Source organism: Sporosarcina sp. A2, from assembly GCF_050858885.1.
Lineage (GTDB): Bacteria > Bacillota > Bacilli > Bacillales_A > Planococcaceae > Sporosarcina.
Genome location: NZ_CP193898.1, coordinates 166,328 through 185,503 on the forward strand (window position 1 = coordinate 166,328; position 19,176 = coordinate 185,503).

General features: G+C 41.7%; 15 protein-coding genes and 1 pseudogene. 9 read left to right on the forward strand and 7 right to left on the reverse strand.

The window, feature by feature from the left end; translation table 11 throughout:
• Positions 1 to 2: 2 nt before the first annotated feature.
• Positions 3 to 713: a glycosyltransferase family 2 protein gene (locus ACRPI0_RS00780; protein WP_432355851.1), complete on the reverse strand. Its 711-nt coding sequence runs from the start codon at positions 711 to 713 to the stop codon at positions 3 to 5.
• Positions 714 to 737: 24 nt separating this feature from the next.
• Here ACRPI0_RS00780 and ACRPI0_RS00785 point away from each other — a divergent pair, with 24 nt between their 5' ends.
• Positions 738 to 1,937, forward strand: a complete 1,200-nt coding sequence (locus ACRPI0_RS00785) for a hypothetical protein (protein ID WP_432354158.1) — start codon at positions 738 to 740, stop codon at positions 1,935 to 1,937.
• Between the two features lie 100 nt (positions 1,938 to 2,037).
• Here ACRPI0_RS00785 and ACRPI0_RS00790 read toward each other — a convergent pair whose 3' ends face one another.
• Positions 2,038 to 2,655 carry an S-layer homology domain-containing protein gene (locus tag ACRPI0_RS00790; RefSeq protein ID WP_432354159.1) on the reverse strand — a complete coding sequence of 206 codons (618 nt, stop codon included), beginning with the start codon at positions 2,653 to 2,655 and terminating at the stop codon, positions 2,038 to 2,040.
• 108 nt (positions 2,656 to 2,763) lie between these two features.
• A complete protein-coding gene (locus ACRPI0_RS00795) occupies positions 2,764 to 3,240 on the reverse strand; it encodes a sigma-70 family RNA polymerase sigma factor (protein ID WP_432354160.1) in 477 nt (158 codons plus the stop codon).
• Positions 3,241 to 3,950: 710 nt separating this feature from the next.
• Here ACRPI0_RS00795 and ACRPI0_RS00800 point away from each other — a divergent pair.
• Positions 3,951 to 4,499 carry a competence protein ComK gene (locus ACRPI0_RS00800; protein WP_432354161.1) on the forward strand — a complete coding sequence of 183 codons (549 nt, stop codon included), beginning with the start codon at positions 3,951 to 3,953 and terminating at the stop codon, positions 4,497 to 4,499.
• A 152-nt stretch (positions 4,500 to 4,651) separates the two neighbouring features.
• Positions 4,652 to 5,134 carry a GNAT family N-acetyltransferase gene (locus ACRPI0_RS00805; protein WP_432354162.1) on the forward strand — a complete coding sequence of 161 codons (483 nt, stop codon included), beginning with the start codon at positions 4,652 to 4,654 and terminating at the stop codon, positions 5,132 to 5,134.
• 85 nt (positions 5,135 to 5,219) lie between these two features.
• On the opposite strand, the gene ACRPI0_RS00810 is transcribed toward ACRPI0_RS00805, so the two are convergent.
• On the reverse strand, positions 5,220 to 6,482 hold the full coding sequence (locus ACRPI0_RS00810) for a helix-turn-helix domain-containing protein (protein ID WP_432354163.1): 1,263 nt from the start codon (positions 6,480 to 6,482) through the stop codon (positions 5,220 to 5,222).
• A 524-nt stretch (positions 6,483 to 7,006) separates the two neighbouring features.
• On the opposite strand from ACRPI0_RS00810, the gene ACRPI0_RS00815 reads away from it, so the two are divergent.
• The 3 genes from ACRPI0_RS00815 to ACRPI0_RS00825 all read left to right on the forward strand — a co-directional run bounded on the left by ACRPI0_RS00815 (position 7,007) and on the right by ACRPI0_RS00825 (position 12,602).
• The gene (locus tag ACRPI0_RS00815) at positions 7,007 to 11,194 is read left to right on the forward strand and encodes a S8 family serine peptidase (RefSeq protein WP_432354164.1); all 4,188 of its coding nucleotides are present in this window, start codon (positions 7,007 to 7,009) and stop codon (positions 11,192 to 11,194) included.
• A gap of 99 nt (positions 11,195 to 11,293) precedes the next feature.
• Positions 11,294 to 12,016: a hypothetical protein gene (locus ACRPI0_RS00820; protein WP_432354165.1), complete on the forward strand. Its 723-nt coding sequence runs from the start codon at positions 11,294 to 11,296 to the stop codon at positions 12,014 to 12,016.
• A 37-nt stretch (positions 12,017 to 12,053) separates the two neighbouring features.
• Complete coding sequence (locus ACRPI0_RS00825) at positions 12,054 to 12,602, forward strand: signal peptidase I (protein ID WP_432354166.1); 549 nt, start codon at positions 12,054 to 12,056, stop codon at positions 12,600 to 12,602.
• Between the two features lie 110 nt (positions 12,603 to 12,712).
• Here ACRPI0_RS00825 and ACRPI0_RS00830 read toward each other — a convergent pair whose 3' ends face one another.
• The 3 genes from ACRPI0_RS00830 to ACRPI0_RS00840 form a co-directional block, all read right to left on the reverse strand.
• Positions 12,713 to 12,847: a hypothetical protein gene (locus ACRPI0_RS00830; RefSeq protein WP_432354167.1), complete on the reverse strand. Its 135-nt coding sequence runs from the start codon at positions 12,845 to 12,847 to the stop codon at positions 12,713 to 12,715.
• Positions 12,848 to 13,054: 207 nt separating this feature from the next.
• On the reverse strand, positions 13,055 to 14,827 hold the full coding sequence (locus tag ACRPI0_RS00835) for a sulfatase-like hydrolase/transferase (RefSeq protein ID WP_432354168.1): 1,773 nt from the start codon (positions 14,825 to 14,827) through the stop codon (positions 13,055 to 13,057).
• A gap of 105 nt (positions 14,828 to 14,932) precedes the next feature.
• Positions 14,933 to 15,544, reverse strand: a complete 612-nt coding sequence (locus ACRPI0_RS00840; RefSeq protein ID WP_432354169.1) for a hypothetical protein — start codon at positions 15,542 to 15,544, stop codon at positions 14,933 to 14,935.
• A 511-nt stretch (positions 15,545 to 16,055) separates the two neighbouring features.
• Here ACRPI0_RS00840 and ACRPI0_RS00845 point away from each other — a divergent pair.
• The 3 genes and pseudogenes from ACRPI0_RS00845 to ACRPI0_RS00855 all read left to right on the forward strand — a co-directional run.
• A pseudogene (locus ACRPI0_RS00845) lies at positions 16,056 to 16,208 on the forward strand (acetamidase/formamidase family protein); the annotation flags it as partial.
• Between the two features lie 364 nt (positions 16,209 to 16,572).
• A complete protein-coding gene (locus ACRPI0_RS00850; RefSeq protein WP_432354170.1) occupies positions 16,573 to 17,118 on the forward strand; it encodes a helix-turn-helix domain-containing protein in 546 nt (181 codons plus the stop codon).
• Positions 17,119 to 17,133: 15 nt separating this feature from the next.
• Positions 17,134 to 19,176 carry a hydantoinase/oxoprolinase family protein gene (locus ACRPI0_RS00855; protein ID WP_432354171.1) on the forward strand — a complete coding sequence of 681 codons (2,043 nt, stop codon included), beginning with the start codon at positions 17,134 to 17,136 and terminating at the stop codon, positions 19,174 to 19,176.

Genomic DNA, 19,176 nt, shown 5'->3' on the forward strand with positions numbered 1-19,176 from the left:
TCTTATAGAAATGATCGGATCACCGAAAAGAATGTCACTTTTATCATATAGTACAATCCTTTTGCATGTGTAATGCTGGATTCGCCACCTTGGCGATCTTTCATTTCTGTTTTAATTTCTTTAATACGGAACTTTTTACGGGAAAGTGTCACTAATACTTCGACTTCCGGATAGTCTACAGGATAGTCTTTCGCAAATAAGGCGATGACTTGTTTGTTCACAATCCGATAGCCGGATGTAGGATCGTATACCTCAATTTTTGCGATCCACTTGAGGAGGTAGTAAAAGTATAGGATTCCCGCTCTTCTTATAATAGACCCCTTGTAAGAAGTCTTCTCGAGAAATCGGGATCCGATGACCATATCATACTCGCTTTTCTGGATGCTCTGTAGTAAATGCTCAATATCAGCAGGGTTGTGCTGACCATCTGCGTCAAGCTGCATGGCGTATTCGTATCCTTGACGATGGGCGTATTGATAGCCCGTTTGCATTGCACCGCCGATTCCGAGATTTACAGGGAGCGAAATGTGTGGTTTTTGATGTTCTTTCAAAATACTTAACGTCCGGTCTGTTGAACCATCATTGATTACTATATAATCATAAGGAGTGTAGGTCTCGATTGTCTGCACTGTATGTAAAATAGTTGCTTCTTCATTGTAAGCTGGAATAATTATGAGAACAGGTGAAGTCATGGAGGGTCTCCTTACTTGAATTTTGCCGCTAAAGAGGTGTTTTGTATGAACTGGAAGTCAGCTTTAATGTATGGCACGATATTTGTAGCAGCATTGGCAGCACTCTTTGCCTATTTGCTTGCGATAGGTGTGCCATTTATGAACATAACGCCAGACGGGCAACTGTATTATAACATGGCGGAGAATTTGTTGGAAGGTAATGGTCTAATTAACCAAGTACGTGTGGAAGAGATCATTGTTCCACCCTTTTTTGCAGTGTTTTTAGCTATTTTTGCATTTTTATTTAAGTCTGAAACTTCATTCTTTGTGTTTCAATACATTCTTTATGCATGTAATGCAGTATTGATTGCGATGATTGCAAAAAACTTTTTCAAAAGCAACTGGTCAGCGTTACTTGTAGGACTGGCGTATGCGGTGCAAACGGTTCTAATACGTAATGGTCCTCAGTTTCTACTGACGGAAACCATTTTCATCACATTGGTTCTGATTTCCGTGATTTTGTTAAAAAAATGGATCGATTCGGATGGGAGTTTTAAAAATGCGGGGTATTTAATTGTATTCATCAGTTTTACTTTACTCTTCCGACCGCATCTTGTGTTTATGTTTGTATTGCTTGGGTTGCTCATTATGTATTTCGGATGGAAAGACAAAAAGAAACTCCTGATTGTTCTTTTTGGTGTAGTTCCACTCATTCTGCTCTTCTTGAATGGGACATACAACAAGCACTTGCATGGAGAATTTGTTTCGTTGGAAAACTATAGCGGACAGAATTTGTATATCGCGAATAACCCTGAAACTAAAGTGGGCTTCTTTGCAACTACGATTCAGGAGGAGTTTGTAGAGCCTTATTTCTATACACTTAGTGAGAAATCTCTACCTGAACGAAGTGTTATTTTAAAAGAGCGAGCAGTGGATTACATGGTAAGTCATCCAATGACAACATTGAAGAATGTCTTGGGCAAGATGGCCCTATTCTTCCAGCCGCTTGATAAGCTTGATTTACTTTCGATGGTTGTAAGTGCTGTTGGATTACTTGCTGCGATTATTTTTGACAGGAAGCGTAGGGTGCTTCATGTATCAATGCTCGTTTATATGATAGGCTTCACTTCGTTGACGGCACTCGGCTTATTGATAGGTGGTCAACGATATCGTGCACCATTAACTCCAGTATATTTACTATACATTGGATATTTGCCGGTCCTCATTCGTCAATTCTTGCGAAAAGGGAACGTTAACAGTCTATAACCGATTCAGGTTATGGGCTTTTTGTTTTCTATCGATTAATAGAAACTAAAAAAACGTCAGCAGATGCTGACGTTTTCGTTTGCAATTATCAAAGTTAGCATTACTTGATAGATTTCAATTCGCTGACAACTTTTCCTGAAGGATCAATGGTCTTAACATTACGGATACCTTGAACGTAGTACATCTTGTATTTACGAGTGGAAGAAACTTCAACAGCGTTCGTAAATATCTTGTAAGGAGTTTTAACAGTGACGTTCATCTTTGTAATGGTGGAAGTATGGTCTCCATTCAATTCCAATGGCCAAGATTGCCCGACTTTTATAGGATATTTCAAATCGATATACGAATGTGAGTAAGGCTGCCCTGAAGTGAGAGCATCTTTATTCTCTGATTGTGAGTAGTAATCAGTACTTCCGTTATTTACATTCTTACTTTCCCATACAAATCCGAGGTTCTTACCAACCATTTTTTTATCTACATACTTATAGGTGTGAATAGTCTCGCCAGCGCTGCCTCTGAAGGTATACTGTTTTGTCATATTAGCAGCATATCCTCCAGGCATTGCCGTTTTCTGTTTGTACACAGGAATTAGACCTCTTGCTAAGAAAGCTGAAAATTGCTCCCGTGTCACACTATCATATGGTTTGAATGAACCATTTGCATAGCCTGTTGTAATGGAAGCACCTGCTAGAAAACGTATAGAGTCATTGGCCTTCATTCGCCAAGCATCTCTTCATTAAAAATAGAGGAGCATACTGGGTACAGGTTAACTTTTTTTGATTTCCAATCAATCATTCTATTAAGTAACAGCTTATTATGCTTTCCTTTATATCAGCTGTTTTCGAAGCTTTTCTAGTAATCGCTCTCTCCTTTTTTTCACACCTGCAACTGAAATTCCAAAATGCTCAGCACATACTGCCTGTGAAACACGATCTGAATACAATAAAATCATGAGTTCGCGTTCTTCGACAGTTAATGAAGATAACAACTCTTCCAACCCTTCGCTCTCTATTTTACTAGATGCATCTGGTGCAACAATTTCCAAAAGATCATCTTCTGCAGGCATATGCACATCGCTAAAACGTGTTTCACGTTTCATTTCATCAAGCATCGCACCATAGATAGAGCGGTAGGCGTAAGGTGTGAAATCTCCTTTGCTTTCATCGAAACGTTGCCACGCTTGCCAGAGTGCAACTCGTCCTGCTTGGCGGAAATGTTCAAAATCCCGATAGATGTGCAATTTACGAATAACAGCAGATAACATAGGTCCATATTGGTCAAGTACTTCTTCGAATGTCTTCAAGTTAGTCAGCCTTTACAGGCCGTGCACGACGCGTTTGTATTCCCTGGGTGACTTCATCATAGAGAGTACCCATTAGGAAATCGAATCACAATTCTTGAAGTTTTACGTAGAATTTATCTAAGAAATCGATAGACTTTTTCAGGTTTTATCCATGAATAGTTCATAAATCAATGAATCGTATTTTACATCGTTATGAACGCGATTTTGTCGTAAGACGGTAGATCCTCGTGACCTATTCCTACAGGCATTTTCGTTGAAAAGGTACTCGATATGTAGAGTTTTGATGATTACTGTATTTTAATGGATTTAACTAGTTAATATTGCTTTAAATACTACTATATATTGCAATTTTTCTATTGCTATTCACACAAGCTATTATATAATAAAATTAATTAAGTGTATTCTGTTAATTAACTAGATTATTGAAACGATTTACTGATTTACAAGACCTTACATAGCACATCTGAACTACTAGGATTTCAATAACTCTTTTTTGTTCCGCAGCGCATTCTTTACGTTGTGGAGGATTAAACATGTCTGTAAAGGAGGTGAGGAGGAGTTGGCAATCGAGCGCAAAAAAAGCCTTAAGCGATACTAGTCTGGGCAGACCCAATCGCTTAAGGCATTGCAGCTGGGTGTACCAGCTATATGCTAGTATACCCTTTTCTAACTAGAAATAAAGCGAAAACTGAAAAAGGGGGAATAGAAACATGTTTACGAAGGAATCTTATATTATTACAACAGAGACGAGCGTCATTTTTCCATACTTCAATGAGTGCGGGCGGTTGCTATCTATGATCTTAGAAGGTGATCAACTTCTAATCGTCAATAATTCGCCGACAGATATTATCGATTTCAATTTAAGTCGTGGAGGAAGCAGTTTGAAAGGCGCTGTGGAGGGAGCGAATGAGCTATTAGGTAGCGGTTCGTTATCTCCAGTTGCGATTAGTAAGAAACATGGCATCTATATGACACCAACAAGTTCCCCTAAACTACCGGATTGTATTTGGATGGCGATTGGGCATGTGAAAGAATATGTTGAAAACACAGGGAATCAGGTTGCGGTAATTTTAAATAATGGAAGTCGAGTGGAGTTGCCTATTAGTTTTTACAAATTCGATACACGTTACTTACGTGCGTGTAAACTTCAGTATCGAATTGAAACGAATACCAATCAGGTTATGAAAGTGCGAGATAAGTATACACAGTCCTATATAATTAAGAAAAATGAGAAAGGATTGAATTACACAGAAGAGTAATCCGTAATTCAGTTGTGTTACGATAGTGAAAGATTGCAATCCCTTACCTGACGCTAACGGGTAAGGGATTTTTAGAGTGACGATATCTATCCGTTCAAATGTGCTACCAAGAGTTACGATATTTGATGGACAAATAGTCAAGGAGGAAAATCATGCATATTCGTAAAATTAAAGAGCGAGACAATGCTTTAATGGCGCATATTATTAGAGAATCCTTGGAGTCTTTTGGATTAAACATTTCTGGAACGGCTTATTACGATCCGCAATTGAATGAGTTGGCTCAGTTTTATGAGAAAGAAGAGGACGCATGCTACTGGGTTGCGTTGAGTGAACGAGATGAAGTTGTTGGTGGTGTGGGGATTGGTCCGTACAATCGTGAAGCGGGTATTTGTGAGTTGCAGAAGTTATATGTTGCACCTGAAGCACAAGGGGTGGGTATGGCTAAACAATTAATGGCGACAGCACTGGAATTTGCTGCGCAGCACTACAAGCACTGTTATTTAGAGACGTCAACGAAGCTTGAAGTCGCGAGTCGGTTGTACGAGAAGTTAGGATTTACCTTGTTGGACAAGCCATTGGACGGGTCGGAGCATGGTGCGATGGATGCTTGGTATTTGAAGAAACTAAGAGAATGATTTAAGTAGTCTCAATCAATAAATAAGGAAACGAGTGTAGCTGAAGTAGTCGCCGCACTCGTTTTTTAGTCGTTATGAATTATTTCTACAGAACATCAGCGGTTTCTAGTGATTTCGAGCATTCTGCATTGATTAAGCGTTCCGCCACTTCTAATGCGAGGTCAGGATTTCCCTTCCCAGTGTAGTAGTTGAACAGATCACGGTCATACGTTTGTGCCGTTAACGTGTATCCATGTAATTTCAAATAGGGTAAAACGCTATCGAATAAATACTCATGGTAGTCGTCTTCTTGTTGAAACGCAGAGTATCGGTGCAAATTGAAAATTAGTTTATATAAGGTTTGATCGCAAGAATCTGCAATGGCACTGCCTTCGTCAATGAGTGCGATCAGTGCATCCTGTGATAAGAACTCTCCGATGAGTGCACTACGGGTATACCCTTCTAAAGACAACAAGTAGAGCGGTGTATCTTTGTCTTTTAACGCCATGGATTCTTTGTAAAGTTCTCCAGCAGTTTCGTAATTCTGTCTTCTGAAATGTTCATAGGCAAAGTTATGCAACACCATCGCTTTTTTTTCAATGGAATTGCATAAGTCACATAGCTTCAACAAGTTTTCATATTGCTCGATTGTATCATCGAAATTCCGATACTTATCGGATTCCACTTGGATGAGCATCAAGTTTTCTGTATCAATAATCCGTAGAAATTGGTTTGTCTTTTTGAAGTGGTTCAATGCTTTCTCCGCGTAGTGATAAGCCAGAACTGGAGAATGCACATTTTGATAAGCAACTGCTAAGTCATAGTAGATGGAAGGATTGGGGTAAAACTTATAATCTATCGTATTGAAAATATCGATGGATTTTGTATGTTCATCTACGGAAATATAATAGAGCGCAAGCACATGTTTAAAAAGGTTTGCTTCATAAGCCGATAAAAGGTCCACAGAACTTTCAATGTTATCAATTCGCTTTTTTGCTTTTTCAATACTGCCTTGTGTGAGGTAGTAATTTGCGACAAGTAACGTGTAATAGGCAGCGTGTTCAGATAGTTCAAGAAGTTTGTTTGCTTTTAGTTCAATATGAACATCTGTGGCAGCTTTCCTGTTCTGGGAAATCATCAGTTCATGCCAATAATCCAGTTTGGTTTTTAAATTTAGTAGGCAGGACAATTCTTTCTCCATGTCAATCTGTAGACGTTGTGATAACAGCTTTGTTATTTCAGGAGAGTACTCTGTTATCCCTCTTTCGATTTTACTAATATGTGTAACTGAACAAATCCCTCTTCCCAACTCATCTTGAGTCATTTTCACCTTTCTGCGATAGAATCTAATGATTTTGCCTTCGTACATGAATAAGTCCTCCCCACATATACATTTACTTATGAAAAATGAATGTAAACCAAAAGGCTCTTATTTCCGAAAAAACAAACAATTCATAGTTATACATATTGCATTATAGAAATTATTGGGGGAATTCTGTAGTGAAGTTCTCGAATGAGTGTATTCAGTACATGAAATCCTGCTGTGAAGGTATCCAATGCATTTAATGTAGAATACTAGAATCGATTTGAAAATTCGGACATACTACGATTATACACAATATATTGGAAAAGTAATTACTATTAACTAGTAAATTATAACAAATAGGTCCTTATTACTTGCTAATAAATATCCATCTGAACAGTTAGTAATCCTTCATCAAAGCAAGAGCAGTGCCAAAATACACGCAACAGTAGTCGGAATAATGAAATTACCCCAATTCTTATACAGTGATATTGAGGTAGCCTTAGGTTAACGAATATGAAGTGGCGGTTCAGACAGCTACTCCACATTTAGGATTAGAAGGCTATTCAACTAATTTCGGGGGTGTAATATTGGGAAAACACAAAAAAGGGTATCCAATGCAATCGAAAGTCGCGAAAGTGTTGTTGGCAGCGATGCTACTACCAGCTGCTGCATTTCAACCGACACAACCGGTAGGGGCTGCAACGAATGTGAATGACGTGAAACAAATTCTTAGCAAGCTGACAGACGAGCAAAGAAAGTCGCTCAACGAAATTCGACCTGAAACTGAATTCAAAATCCAGCCAGGCATCAATACGAATACGGAAGAACCTGTACAAGTCATTGTTGAATTCAAACAAGAGCCAGCAAAAGTGCAGCAGGCAAAACAGTCTTCACCTATTTCTTTATTAACTGCTGAAAACAAAGTGGAGGCGTCTCATAAGGAATTCAGAAAGGCGATTCAAGGGCTATCGAGCACAAAACGCTCAGGCTCAGTAGACATCACCCATGAATACCGAAATGCATTCAACGGAGTATCCGCAACGCTCCCGGGAAATCTAGTGGAAGAACTCGTGCGAATCGGTGTGGTAAAGCGCGTTTGGAAGGATGAAGTCGTGCAACTGGATCTCCCAGACTCCAAACAATATCCAATGGAACCTAAAATGATTGATAGTGTCCCTCAAATCGGTGTGGACAAGCTACATGCTGAAAAAATTGAAGGACAAGGCATCAAAGTGGGCGTCATTGACACAGGTATTGACTACAATCATCCCGATTTAAAGGGAGCTTATAAAGGATATACATCAAAAGATGGCGTAGATCCAAGTTCGGTGAATCCGGACACTGTAAAAGGATGGGATTTCATCGATGATGATGCAGATCCAATGGAAGAAACGTACGAAACGTGGAAGAAGTCAGGTAAGCCAGAGAAAGATAATTTCGGGAATTCATATTATACCTCTCACGGTACGCACGTATCAGGAACGGTTGCTGGTAAGCAAGAAAACAAGGTAGACAGTGCAGTTAAAGGCGTGGCACCTGAGGTGGACTTGTACAACTATCGTGTGCTCGGGCCTTACGGAAGTGGACAAACTAGCGGTATTCTGGCAGGGGTTGATAAATCCGTAAAAGATGAGATGGATGTCATCAACTTATCACTTGGTGCGAATGTCAATGATCCACTTTCTCCACTATCCATCGCTGTGAACAACGCCATGTTATCAGGTGTAGTTGCGACCGTAGCTGCAGGGAACGCAGGGAGTGGCGCGATGACAATAGGTTCACCGGGAACTGGTGCACTTGCAATTACAGTAGGGGCAAGTGACGTTTCACAAACTGTACCAACGTACACAGCAAGTGCAAATGACGATACGTTGACGGATGTCCAATTACTCGCTAAAAACTTCTCTGACAAAGTAGAGGACTTAAAGGATCAGGCATTCCCAGTTGTTTTTGTAGGGCTAGGGAACACGACTGACTTTGAAGGGAAAGACCTAACTGGCAAAATTGCATTGATCGAACGCGGAGTCATTGCCTTTGACGATAAAATCAAAAACGCCAAGAAAGCGGGAGCTGCGGCAGTCATTGTCTATAACAATGAAGAAGGTCAGATTCCTTATTACGTTGGGGAAAGTACGGGCTACATTCCATCATTCCGTTTATCGAAAAAAGATGGGGAACAACTGAAAGCGCATGTTGGAGCAAATGAAACAACATTCAAATTCGGGGATCTTCGTACGATCAAGTCTGAAGGAGACAACTTAGCAGATTTCAGTTCACGTGGACCTGTCGCACTAACGTATGACATTAAACCGGATGTTGTCGCACCAGGCGTTGCAATCTATTCAACTTATCCATCGTACATGAACGACCCAGAAGGTAATAGTTACGATGCAGCGTATGCACGAATTCAAGGGACATCTATGGCGGCACCGCACGTTGCGGGAGCTGCAGCACTCATTTTGCAGGAGAATCCAGAGTTCACGCCTTTTGATGTAAAAGCAGCATTAATGAATACATCTGTAGATTTGAAAGAAGAGTACTCGGTGTATGAAATGGGTGCTGGACGCATCAACGCGTATGGTGCAGTTCACGCAGATACATCTGTAAAAGTGCTTGACCAAACAGAATCCGTTGAAGATGGCGAAGTGGTAGCCGTTGAGAACGAAACGGCATCGTTGTCATTCCGTTCTCACTATTTATCAGATGACGGCAAGGCAATCGAAGCGTCACGTCCAGTGGTGATTACGAACAGCAGCAAGGAAAGTAAGAAGTTTGCAGTGGACGTTGAGTTCTTGGGTGCTAAGGATGGCAGACAAGATGCAAAGAAAAACGGTGTAACATTTGTAGCGGATCAGACGGTTACTGTTGCAGCAAACAGTGAAACGACCGTGAATCCAACGCTTCAAGTACCTAAAAATGCTGCTCAAGGTACGTATGAAGGATACGTTCGTTTTGTGAACGAAAAGAACTTGAGCGAAAGTTATCAAGTACCATTTGCCATTCGCGTAACGGACAAAGGGATCGACTATGTAGAATTGGAAAGACCAGTGATCACGAATACATGGGATGATTTCCACGCATTCATGATTCCATTTACTCCAGTTACATTCAAGTTTAAGAGTCCAATGGAGACCGTAGACGTTGTCGTCGCAGATGGTGAAACAGGCGAGCCGGTTGGATACGTTGGATCATTATACGGGGCATCTAACATCGTTCCAGGTAGCGAGCTCTATATTACTCAAGGGTTCACAGGTATCGTCAATAAATTCACGAATGATCCAAAACATCCGATTTCAGAAGAGAATACTACGCTGCCTGAAGGCGGATACAAGTTCTTGATGATAGCAACAGATAAAGAAGGAAAAACGTATGTGGATGAAAGCGTTGCGGTTGTCGATAATACAGAGCCTGAAATGAAGTTTAACGACTTCAAGCCAGGAATTATCGAAGTCGACGAATCTATGTATACAGACGAAGATGGTCATCACGCAGTATGGGTTCATACGAATATATACGATGCTTCGATTGACTATCTAAAGACAAAAGGATTGAAGTACGATCAGTCCGCGAATATGAGTATCTACTACGAGAATTCAGCGTTTCCTAGTGGATTGTTGCCAGTCAAAGCCAATGGAGACATGAAAGTGGGAATTCTCCCTGAAGACATTGCTAAAAAGGCATTGAAACTTAGACTGCAGACGGTTGAAATGGGAACTTCAGCGAGATATGACGACTATGTATTTGTGAAGAAAGGGACAGAATATGTAACCCATTCTTACGACAAATCCAAAGTAAAAGAGGGAGACGAAATCACAGCGACCTTGTCACTAAACAATGTGAAAGATCTTCAAAGCGGAAAGTTCGATATTACATTCATGAACCAGTTCTTTAAGTTGAAAGATGTGAAGCCAAATGGAGCGTTTGAAGAATACGCGGACGAAAATGACTTGGATATCAAGATTTCGAAACCGGTTCTTACAGGAAAATTCCATGATACAACTGCAACAATCAGCGCATCTCTAGAAGGTGATGATGTGAAAGGTCTAAATGGAAATCACCCATTCTTAGATGTGACATTTGAGGTCATTAACGATGAGTATTACGGAGGTAAATCCGCGTTCAACGTTGAAAACACGTCATACACGGCAGTTGGTAAGGATACATCAACAGGAATCGCAGCGTTGCGACATGACCTGTTTGATATCGTACCTTCAACTTCTAAATTAGAAGGGTATATTTCACCGGAAGGTCTATTAGAAGAAACCGGGGAAGTCTTCTGGGATGTTGATTTAAGTAAAATCGGTGCCAAGATTCACGTGAAAGCTCCAAATGGTGATAAGTATAAAGGAACGATCGAGCCGTCAGGTGCATTCTTCATCGAAGACATTCCAGCACTAAAAGGGGATTACAAAGTAGTGGTTGAAGTACCAGGTCACTTGAATTCAGTAAGTGCGGTCGATCTCTCGAAGAACGTCGATGGCGACTGGAGAGGCATGTGGTCACGCACGTATCCACCATCAAATTACGCTGGAGATGTGAACAACGATGGCGTAATCGACATTCATGACGTCATGCGCATTGTCGCTCAATACGGCAAGAAAGATAAAGGGACAGACATCAATATCGATGGAGTAGTCGATGAACTCGACATCCGCTTGGTCGAGCAGAACTTCTTACGATCTGCAAGAGATTCTAAGAAGAAGCCTCTCGAAAAGTTAGGTAATAAAGGCATCAACGACTTATTGAAATCGATTGGACTTGAGCCTAACGAATGATAAGAGGACTTCTGTGCACAACGTAACTGTGCACAGAACCTTTTGGAATTGAAGCAGTCTGAACCACAACTAAAATAAGAATAGTGGGGGAATATGAGAATGGTTAAAACTCAAGGGATGAAGAAGACTAAGAACGTCTTGTTAGGAACGGCACTTACGGGGGCTTTGCTACTATCCACTGGATTTGGTACGTATTCTTGGTTTACTTCAGAGTCGAATGCACAAGCCGAAATGAAAAATGGGATTCTACAAATCAATAATGGCGGAAATATGGATACTCCGATTTTCACAGCTGAGCAGTTTGCGCCATCCCAACTGCACTACGGCGAATTTCTATCCATATCAAATACAGGCGACATGGATGCACATATTCAAGCGACGTACACACATTCTATTGATAAGGCCTCACTAGAAGGCTATGAAGTCGGATATTTCGCAATGAAATATACGGTGAAGCCGGATAAGGATGTATATGAAGATTCGAAAATCGAACTGGACAATTTATTTAATGGAACGACCAATGAGGTTTTATCAATTGGAAAAGATAGCAATAGTGGCATTGAAATGATTAGTTCTCTTCTTTCCGCTGACCAAGTGAAGTCAGGAGAAATCTTGTTGGGTGACGGAGAAAACGAAGAGTTTTGGCAGTTGGACGAGGGTCAATACATCGACATTATGATGGCAGTTAAATTGGATGACAGTGCAGGGAATGAATACCAAGGCGCTTCTTATAAAGCAGGTCTTCATGTAATCGCGAAACAGACGGATGCTGGATCCACATACACAAACAAAAGTGACAAAAAGCAAGAAGACGATAAATAAGTTGTTTTAATCCGTTAATGAGGAGATGGGGAAGTCTATGAAGGGTTATGTAAAGAAGATTGGTACGCTTGCATCACGTCTGTTCGTAGTTCTGGTAATCGGCTTAGTGATAACGACCGCTTACCAAAAGGTGACGAACAACGGAGAACCTACATCCTTTTTTGGTTACCAACCACTGACGGTCCTTTCGAATAGTATGAATCCCATCTTCGCAACTGGTGACATGCTTATCGTGAAAAAAATCGATGCCACACAGGTGAAGGTGGACGATATTATTACGTTTAGAGAGCCTGGCGGGAACCTGATTACTCACAGAGTCGTGGATGTGGTCAATGAAGCAGGTGCAATCAGTTTTGCGACAAAAGGTGACAATAACAATATGGTGGATGAAGAGCGTGTACAAGCAAGTAGTCTACTCGGAAAACATGCATTCTACATTCCGAAAGTGGGTTACCTGATGAACGCTGTTCGCAGTCCTTTGGGCATGCTGTTGCTTGTGATTCTACCGACAGTCGGATATTTCGCGATAGGGCTGTTCGGACGTAAACAAGAGGATGTGGAAGGAGTTCCACTGGACAGTAAATAGAAGGAATACAGCGAAACTACGGCTAGAGTTTGCCTCTATGCCGTGGTTTCGCTTTAGTTTTTTAAAATTTGATTATGATTCGGATAAAACTGTAAAGCGTTCCTCATATGCTATGAGATTTCGATTTTATCTACCAAACCGATCACAAAATAGGCGTAGCTGGTGTAGACTTCCCCTTTAGAATAGGTGATAGAGATATCTGATCCAGGCTGTTCCCGTTCATTAATTTGATTCTTCGTCATCATTTCCATCACCTCATTTGATAGTTGGGAGACACTGTTGATTGTAGCGGAGAGCGTCCACTCGCGGCGGAAATCAACTTTTCACGTTAATTCTATTGTGAAAGAAAAAAGACTGTAGGCAACCCCAAGATTTCTGGAGTTTGTCTACAGTCTGAGCACTGTATGCATTAATAGCATACGGTGCTTTTTTATATGAATAATTTACTGTTTCTAATGAAGCGGACCACTATTGTTTTTCGGCGTCAATCGCTTCTGACATCGCTGTCCTTCTAGCATGTTCGTAAGTGTACGTTGAATGGCCTTGGCTTCAGGAGAGCAGCAACCGGGATCTGCTAAGTTTTTCTTTTCGAGGGGGTCGTGGGCTAGATTGTAAAGTTCAAACTGGCTGGGGACGGGTTCTGTTTTTACAACTTCGACGACACAACCATCTTCATCCACAAATGTCGTATCGCTGACGCCTGGATTCGTCCAGAATTGCGGGTTGTCATAGAAGCGGGCGAGTTTCCAAATTTCCGAGTTTCCGCTATGTCCCGTTTTGAGGGTGGCGATAATTGCTTCAATAGAACTAGGTTCGGTGACGGTCTCGTAAGGAATACCTGTGATGGGATTCGTCTGATTCAACCCTTTGAAAACGTTATCGTCTGTCATGAAATATAGGGGTTCATCCACACGGAAGAACGGTTCGTTTCTTTGTAAGAGTGGGGTGAAATCCCGTCCGACAAGAGGGCGGGCTTCTGTGTGGTCGCAGGCTAATTTGTGCCGGATTTCTGACGCGTCGATTCCTGCCAATCCTAGAAGTGTGGGCAAAATGTCGACGTGGCTAGTTAAAGTTGTTGTTTGTTTTGCATGTGTGAAGAGTTGAGGGCTGTGGAGTATAAAGGGTACGTGGATAGATTCTTCGTACATCGTGTACCACTTTTGATAAAGTCCGCCGTGCGCCCCAAGTTGTTCGCCGTGATCGGATGTGAAGACGATGATGGTGTCTTCAGAGAAGCTGGATTGATGAAGCGCTTCGAGTACTTTCATCAGTTCATCGTCGACCTTTTTCTGAAGGCTGTAATACAGTTGGCGATAGGTGTTGTTGTTAATGATAGGCTGCAATCCTTTGGGATAAGTGAGCCGATAACTTTCTTGAACCGAGGGCTTCGAAGCTAACGATTCGTTGGTGGTCGGAGCGGGAGGGATATACGGAAGTGTCGGATCATTTTCGAAATTGAAGGAGGGAAGAAGCGCCGAAAACACTCCGTAAAGGGCGATATCATGCGGGTTGACGAATGAACATTGCATGAACCATGGTGCGTTATCATCTTTGGATTTCGATGCTTTATCTAACGCATCAATTAGTTCGATTGCTTCTGCCGCATATACTTCGTCCCGACCACTCGTCCCGAATCCTGCTGAAGATCCTGAATTCCGCGGGTCGGAGCCATGAGGATCAGGGCCGATCCAGTCGGAAAATCCGAATGCTTCCAAGCGATTTCCCTCTCGATAAATCCGCTCGTTCGTTTTGTCGGGTGCGCCAGTAATCGTGTTGTAACTTGGGAGCGCATTTTTCGTGCCAGGGAGGACGATATCTTCTTCTGAAGCATGCCATTTCCCTTTCCAAAACGTATTGTATCCTGCAGCTCTGAAGTAATCGCCCATTGTCGGAACGGTGTTCGGATCCAACCAAAACTGGTCTGCATCATAGGAACCTTTTGCCGCACCGGGCGTTTGAGTGACTCCATGTAAAGAGGGATATTGCCCAGTATATAAAGTAGTTCGACTAGGGGAACAAGCTGTGCTGCCCGCGTAATGATTCAAAAAGGTCATACCATTTTTCATCAAGAGTTGCTGGGCGTGTAGATTTTGGCGGCGCCATTCTTTCAGTTGCGCGTTTTCATAAACGGGTGGGAACCGGTCTTGGTCTACCATTAAAAATAGAATGTTTGGCTGCTTCTGATGGCTGCCGTTATTGTCGCAATTTGAGTGTGATTCTTTCATAAGGTTCACCTTCCTAATTTGTAAGTACCCTCTAGTATATGTTAGTTGCTTTCGAACAAGCGTGTGTTTTGCGTAGGTGGAAGGTGAATTGAGTTTCGTGGCCAGTTAAATTTGAATGAATCTTAGAATCTCGCCGATTGCTGTGTCTGCTAGGAAAGTGGTGAGTAGGGTGAATGCGACGGTTGTGACAGCCATGTAGAAGAGGATACCGTAAAAGCTGTCGATTGACGTAGTTTCATTGAACAGAAGTTTGGTAATTGTGACGAGTGGAATAAGGATGAATGCGATGAACAGGGCCACGACGAGAAGAATGGTGGATAGGGTGAACGATTGAGCAAGTGTGAGCAGTAGGCTGATTGCGGAAAGGGTAATGGGAATCACGTAAAATCCTCCGATTTTGCGCGTGAGTTCCTGGACGGATCCTGGGAGTGAGAATAGGCTCGTCGTGGATTTTAAGGCAATCAAGTTCACGGTGACTAGGAGTATGAAAAAGATACTTAAGTAAAGTGTTGTTTGGAGAAATGTCGGGCTCAAGGCAGTAAGTTTTGAGGATAGTGTGGTGTGGAAAGTAGCGGCAGTTAGTAGGATGAAGAGCACGATGCTGAGTAGGCTATTTTGGAGGGAATCCGTTGTTTTGTGGAAGTGGGTGGATGGCGTTTTCAGTTGTTGGAATAGGTAGTTGAAGAAGTTTTTGGCGTCAGTTTTCAATTGTTCCACACGTTCGTTTGATGGAGAGGCCGGAACTTCTGTAGCCACGGTTCGCTTGCGCAACGTAGTGAATGAATTTCCGCATTCTCCACAAAAGTTTCCTTCAAGTTGCGTGTGGTTGCAGACTGGACAGGTTTTAATGGGAATCACTCCTTTTTGTTATGGGGGTTCGTGATTAGGCGCTTGAATTATAGTATGTGTGAGGGGTGGAGAATAGAAAGGATTTGTTGGGGAGTGTTGCAGAAATGAGTTGTCCGTTGCCAATCACATCTTGGAAGTTGCCCGACATATGGTGGGATTTCTCCGACACTTGGCCGTGTTTCTCGATTACATCGGAAGAGTTGTCCGACACTACGATAAATTTCTCGATAACCCCACACAATTCAAGTGCTTGAAGGGATTAATTGGTAGCACTTGACTTATTTAGTTCAAGGTAATGAACGCTACTCAGTGGAAGCGACAAGATCGGGAGAGTTGATGGGAGCCAGAAGACAATACGTGGGCACCTACCTAATTCGACGTTTTAGTTCCGGGGATTATGAATCGAGCAACCATTACGGGGGCAATTGAAATCGGCCGACATCCTGGTGTTGGAATGGTCGCGGTCCTTGCTCCGATAGAGTACTTGAAGAAAGTAGCATTAGATCAGCTAGTGACTGAACAGTATCGTTAAATAATAATTTGCTAAGAAAAAGAAACTTTTCAGTCCAATTATTTGGCTGGAAAGTTTTTTTATGTAGGTAAATTAGAGTAGTCATAAGAAAAGCACAATTCTTTAGTCTGGGAGTGTAATAACACGTGTAAGTAGCATTTAAATTGCAAACTACCAAGTTATGCAGATTTCTTGTGCCAATCCTGTTATTCGTAATAGGTTTATCGACCTGTGAACGAGATTTACAGCTTGATTTATACACTAATATGAATAGTAATTTTACAATAACATATTGACTGACAATTAAAACTTTGCATTGCATTCAGATTACTTATTATGCTATAGTCATAAAAATTACACTCACACAGTAATTGGAGGGTTTGTTTTGGAGGAAATTCATAACCGAATAAAGAGCTTACGAATTGAGCGCAACTTAACATTAAAAGAACTGAGTGATCAGACTGGATTGTCGCTTAGCTTTATATCGCAAATCGAAAGAGGCACTTCTTCTCTTTCCATTAGTTCACTAAAGAAGATTTCAGATGCTCTTGGTATTCATATCAATTACTTTTTTGAAGACGAGCAAGAAAACCAAACCTTTGTCGTTCGAAAAGATGATCATCATACCTTCACGACAACTAAAGGGAGCCAAATTTATTCACGATTAACTGGAACTTTTAGCAATCGCCGACTGGAGCCAATGAAAGTGACATTGCCTCCCCACATGCATGAAGAACATCCATATAGTCATAGCGGCGAAGAGTTTTACTACGTTTTAGAAGGTGAAGTCGTTTTCTATTTAAATGATGAAAAATATCACTTATACGAAGGGGATACCATTCACTTTCCTTCGAGTCTAATTCACCAGTGGGAGAATCCTTTAGAGACTGAAAGTATCGTGTTAAGTATAGTGACGCCAATTATATTTTAATGAGGAGTGAGTCGAATGAGAGTAGCAACTGATATTGGTGGTACGTTTACAGATTTAGTGTACGTAGACGGAAATGGAGAAATTGGTGTAGCAAAGAGTAGTACGACACCTCCTAACTTTGAAAAAGGTGTTCTTGATGTTATTCAAAAGAGTGGGATCGATCAGTCACAATTGTCTATGTTTATTCACGGAACTACAGTTATTATTAACGCGCTAACTGAACGGAAGGGTGCGAAAACGGCACTTATTACGACAAAAGGATTCCGGGACGTGCTTGAAATTGCACGTGGTAACCGACCTGATTTGTTCAATGTGAATTATCAGAAGCCAACACCGTTTGTCGAGCGCTATTTGCGTCAGGAAGTGAATGAACGTCTTAGTTATAAAGGCGACGTACTAACGCCACTTGAGATTGAAGATGTAAAAGCATGCGTTGACTACTTTAAAAAGGAAAAGGTTGAAGCGATTGCGGTGTCTTACTTGCATGCTTATGCGAACCCTATTCATGAGCAACAGACGGCAGAATTGATACAACAACTTTGGCCAGAAGTGAAAGTAACCATCTCGAGCGATATCGTGCAAGAATGGCGTGAATATGAGCGGACGAATACGACGGTGTTAAATGCATACGTTCAGCCAGTAGCACAATCGTATATCAATCGCTTAGAGACAGAATTGAAAGCGCAAAGTAACGTCGAGCAACTCTATATTATGCAGTCGAATGGCGGAACGACGACGTTTGATAGTGCGAAAGAAACACCGATTAGCATGGTAGAGTCTGGCCCGGTTGCGGGGATTTTTGGAGCTGCTGTGCTAGGTGAAATGATTGGTGAGAAAAATATTATCGCCTTTGATATTGGGGGAACGACTGCGAAGTGTTCTTTAATTGAAAACGGTGAAGTGAAAGTTTCAACAGATTATTATATTGAGCGTGATAATCGCCATGCGGGTTATCCAATTAAGACACCAGTTGTTGATATTGTAGAAATCGGAAATGGTGGCGGTTCGATTGCATGGATTGATCCAGCAGGGTCATTGAAAGTTGGACCACAATCTGCAGGTGCTTTCCCAGGACCAATCGCGTACGGGCAAGGTGGAACGGAACCTACAACGACAGATGCAAATCTATTAACGGGACGTCTTTCACCGAAGAACTTCGATTATGAAGTCGATTTAGAAACTGTAAAGGCAGCAATTCAATCGAAAATTGGCGATCATTTTGAGATGACTGCTGAAGAAGCGGCACTCGGAATCATTCGAATTGCTAATTCAAATATGTTGAATGCGCTGAAGCTCATCTCCATACGGAAAGGGCACAATCCTAAAGAATTCACGTTGCTAGCTTTTGGTGGTGGTGGATCGATGCACGCTCCTGCGCTCGCACTCGACCTTGGCGTGAAAAAGGTTGTTGTTCCAATCGCGTCTCCTGTGTTCTCCGCATGGGGCATGTTGTTGACGGACCTGCGCCACGACTACATTAAAACATACATTAAGCGAATGAATGAGTTGACGTTGGATGAAATCAACGGCGCATGGACGACGATTGAAACGCAAGCCTTGAATCATTTTGAGGATGAAGGAATGACTGCTGATCAGGTAGAGTATCATCGTTTTGCGGACATGCGTTATCTCGGACAAGAACACACGGTGAAAGTACCAGTGGATCACACTGATTGGACGGAAGCGAGTAAACAAAGAGCAATTGAAGACTTCCATAAGCTTCATGAGAAGAATTTCACGTTCAATCTGATAGATTCTCAGACAGAAATTGTGAATCTACATGTGACGGCTTTCGGAAAAGTTGAGAAGCCCGAAATTAAAAAGCAAATTAAAGCCGGCACACTAGAATCTGCATTCAAAGAAGAGCGTGACGTCTACTTTGAGAATGAAGGATGGCTAAAGACAAGCGTCTACGATCGTGAGAAATTGCCGACGAACGAAATTGTACATGGACCTGCCATTATCGAAGAAAAAGCAGCAGTAACCGTGATTTATAAGCACCAACAGTTACACGCAGACGAATATGGCAACCTCATCATTGTGAAGGAGGAAAACTGA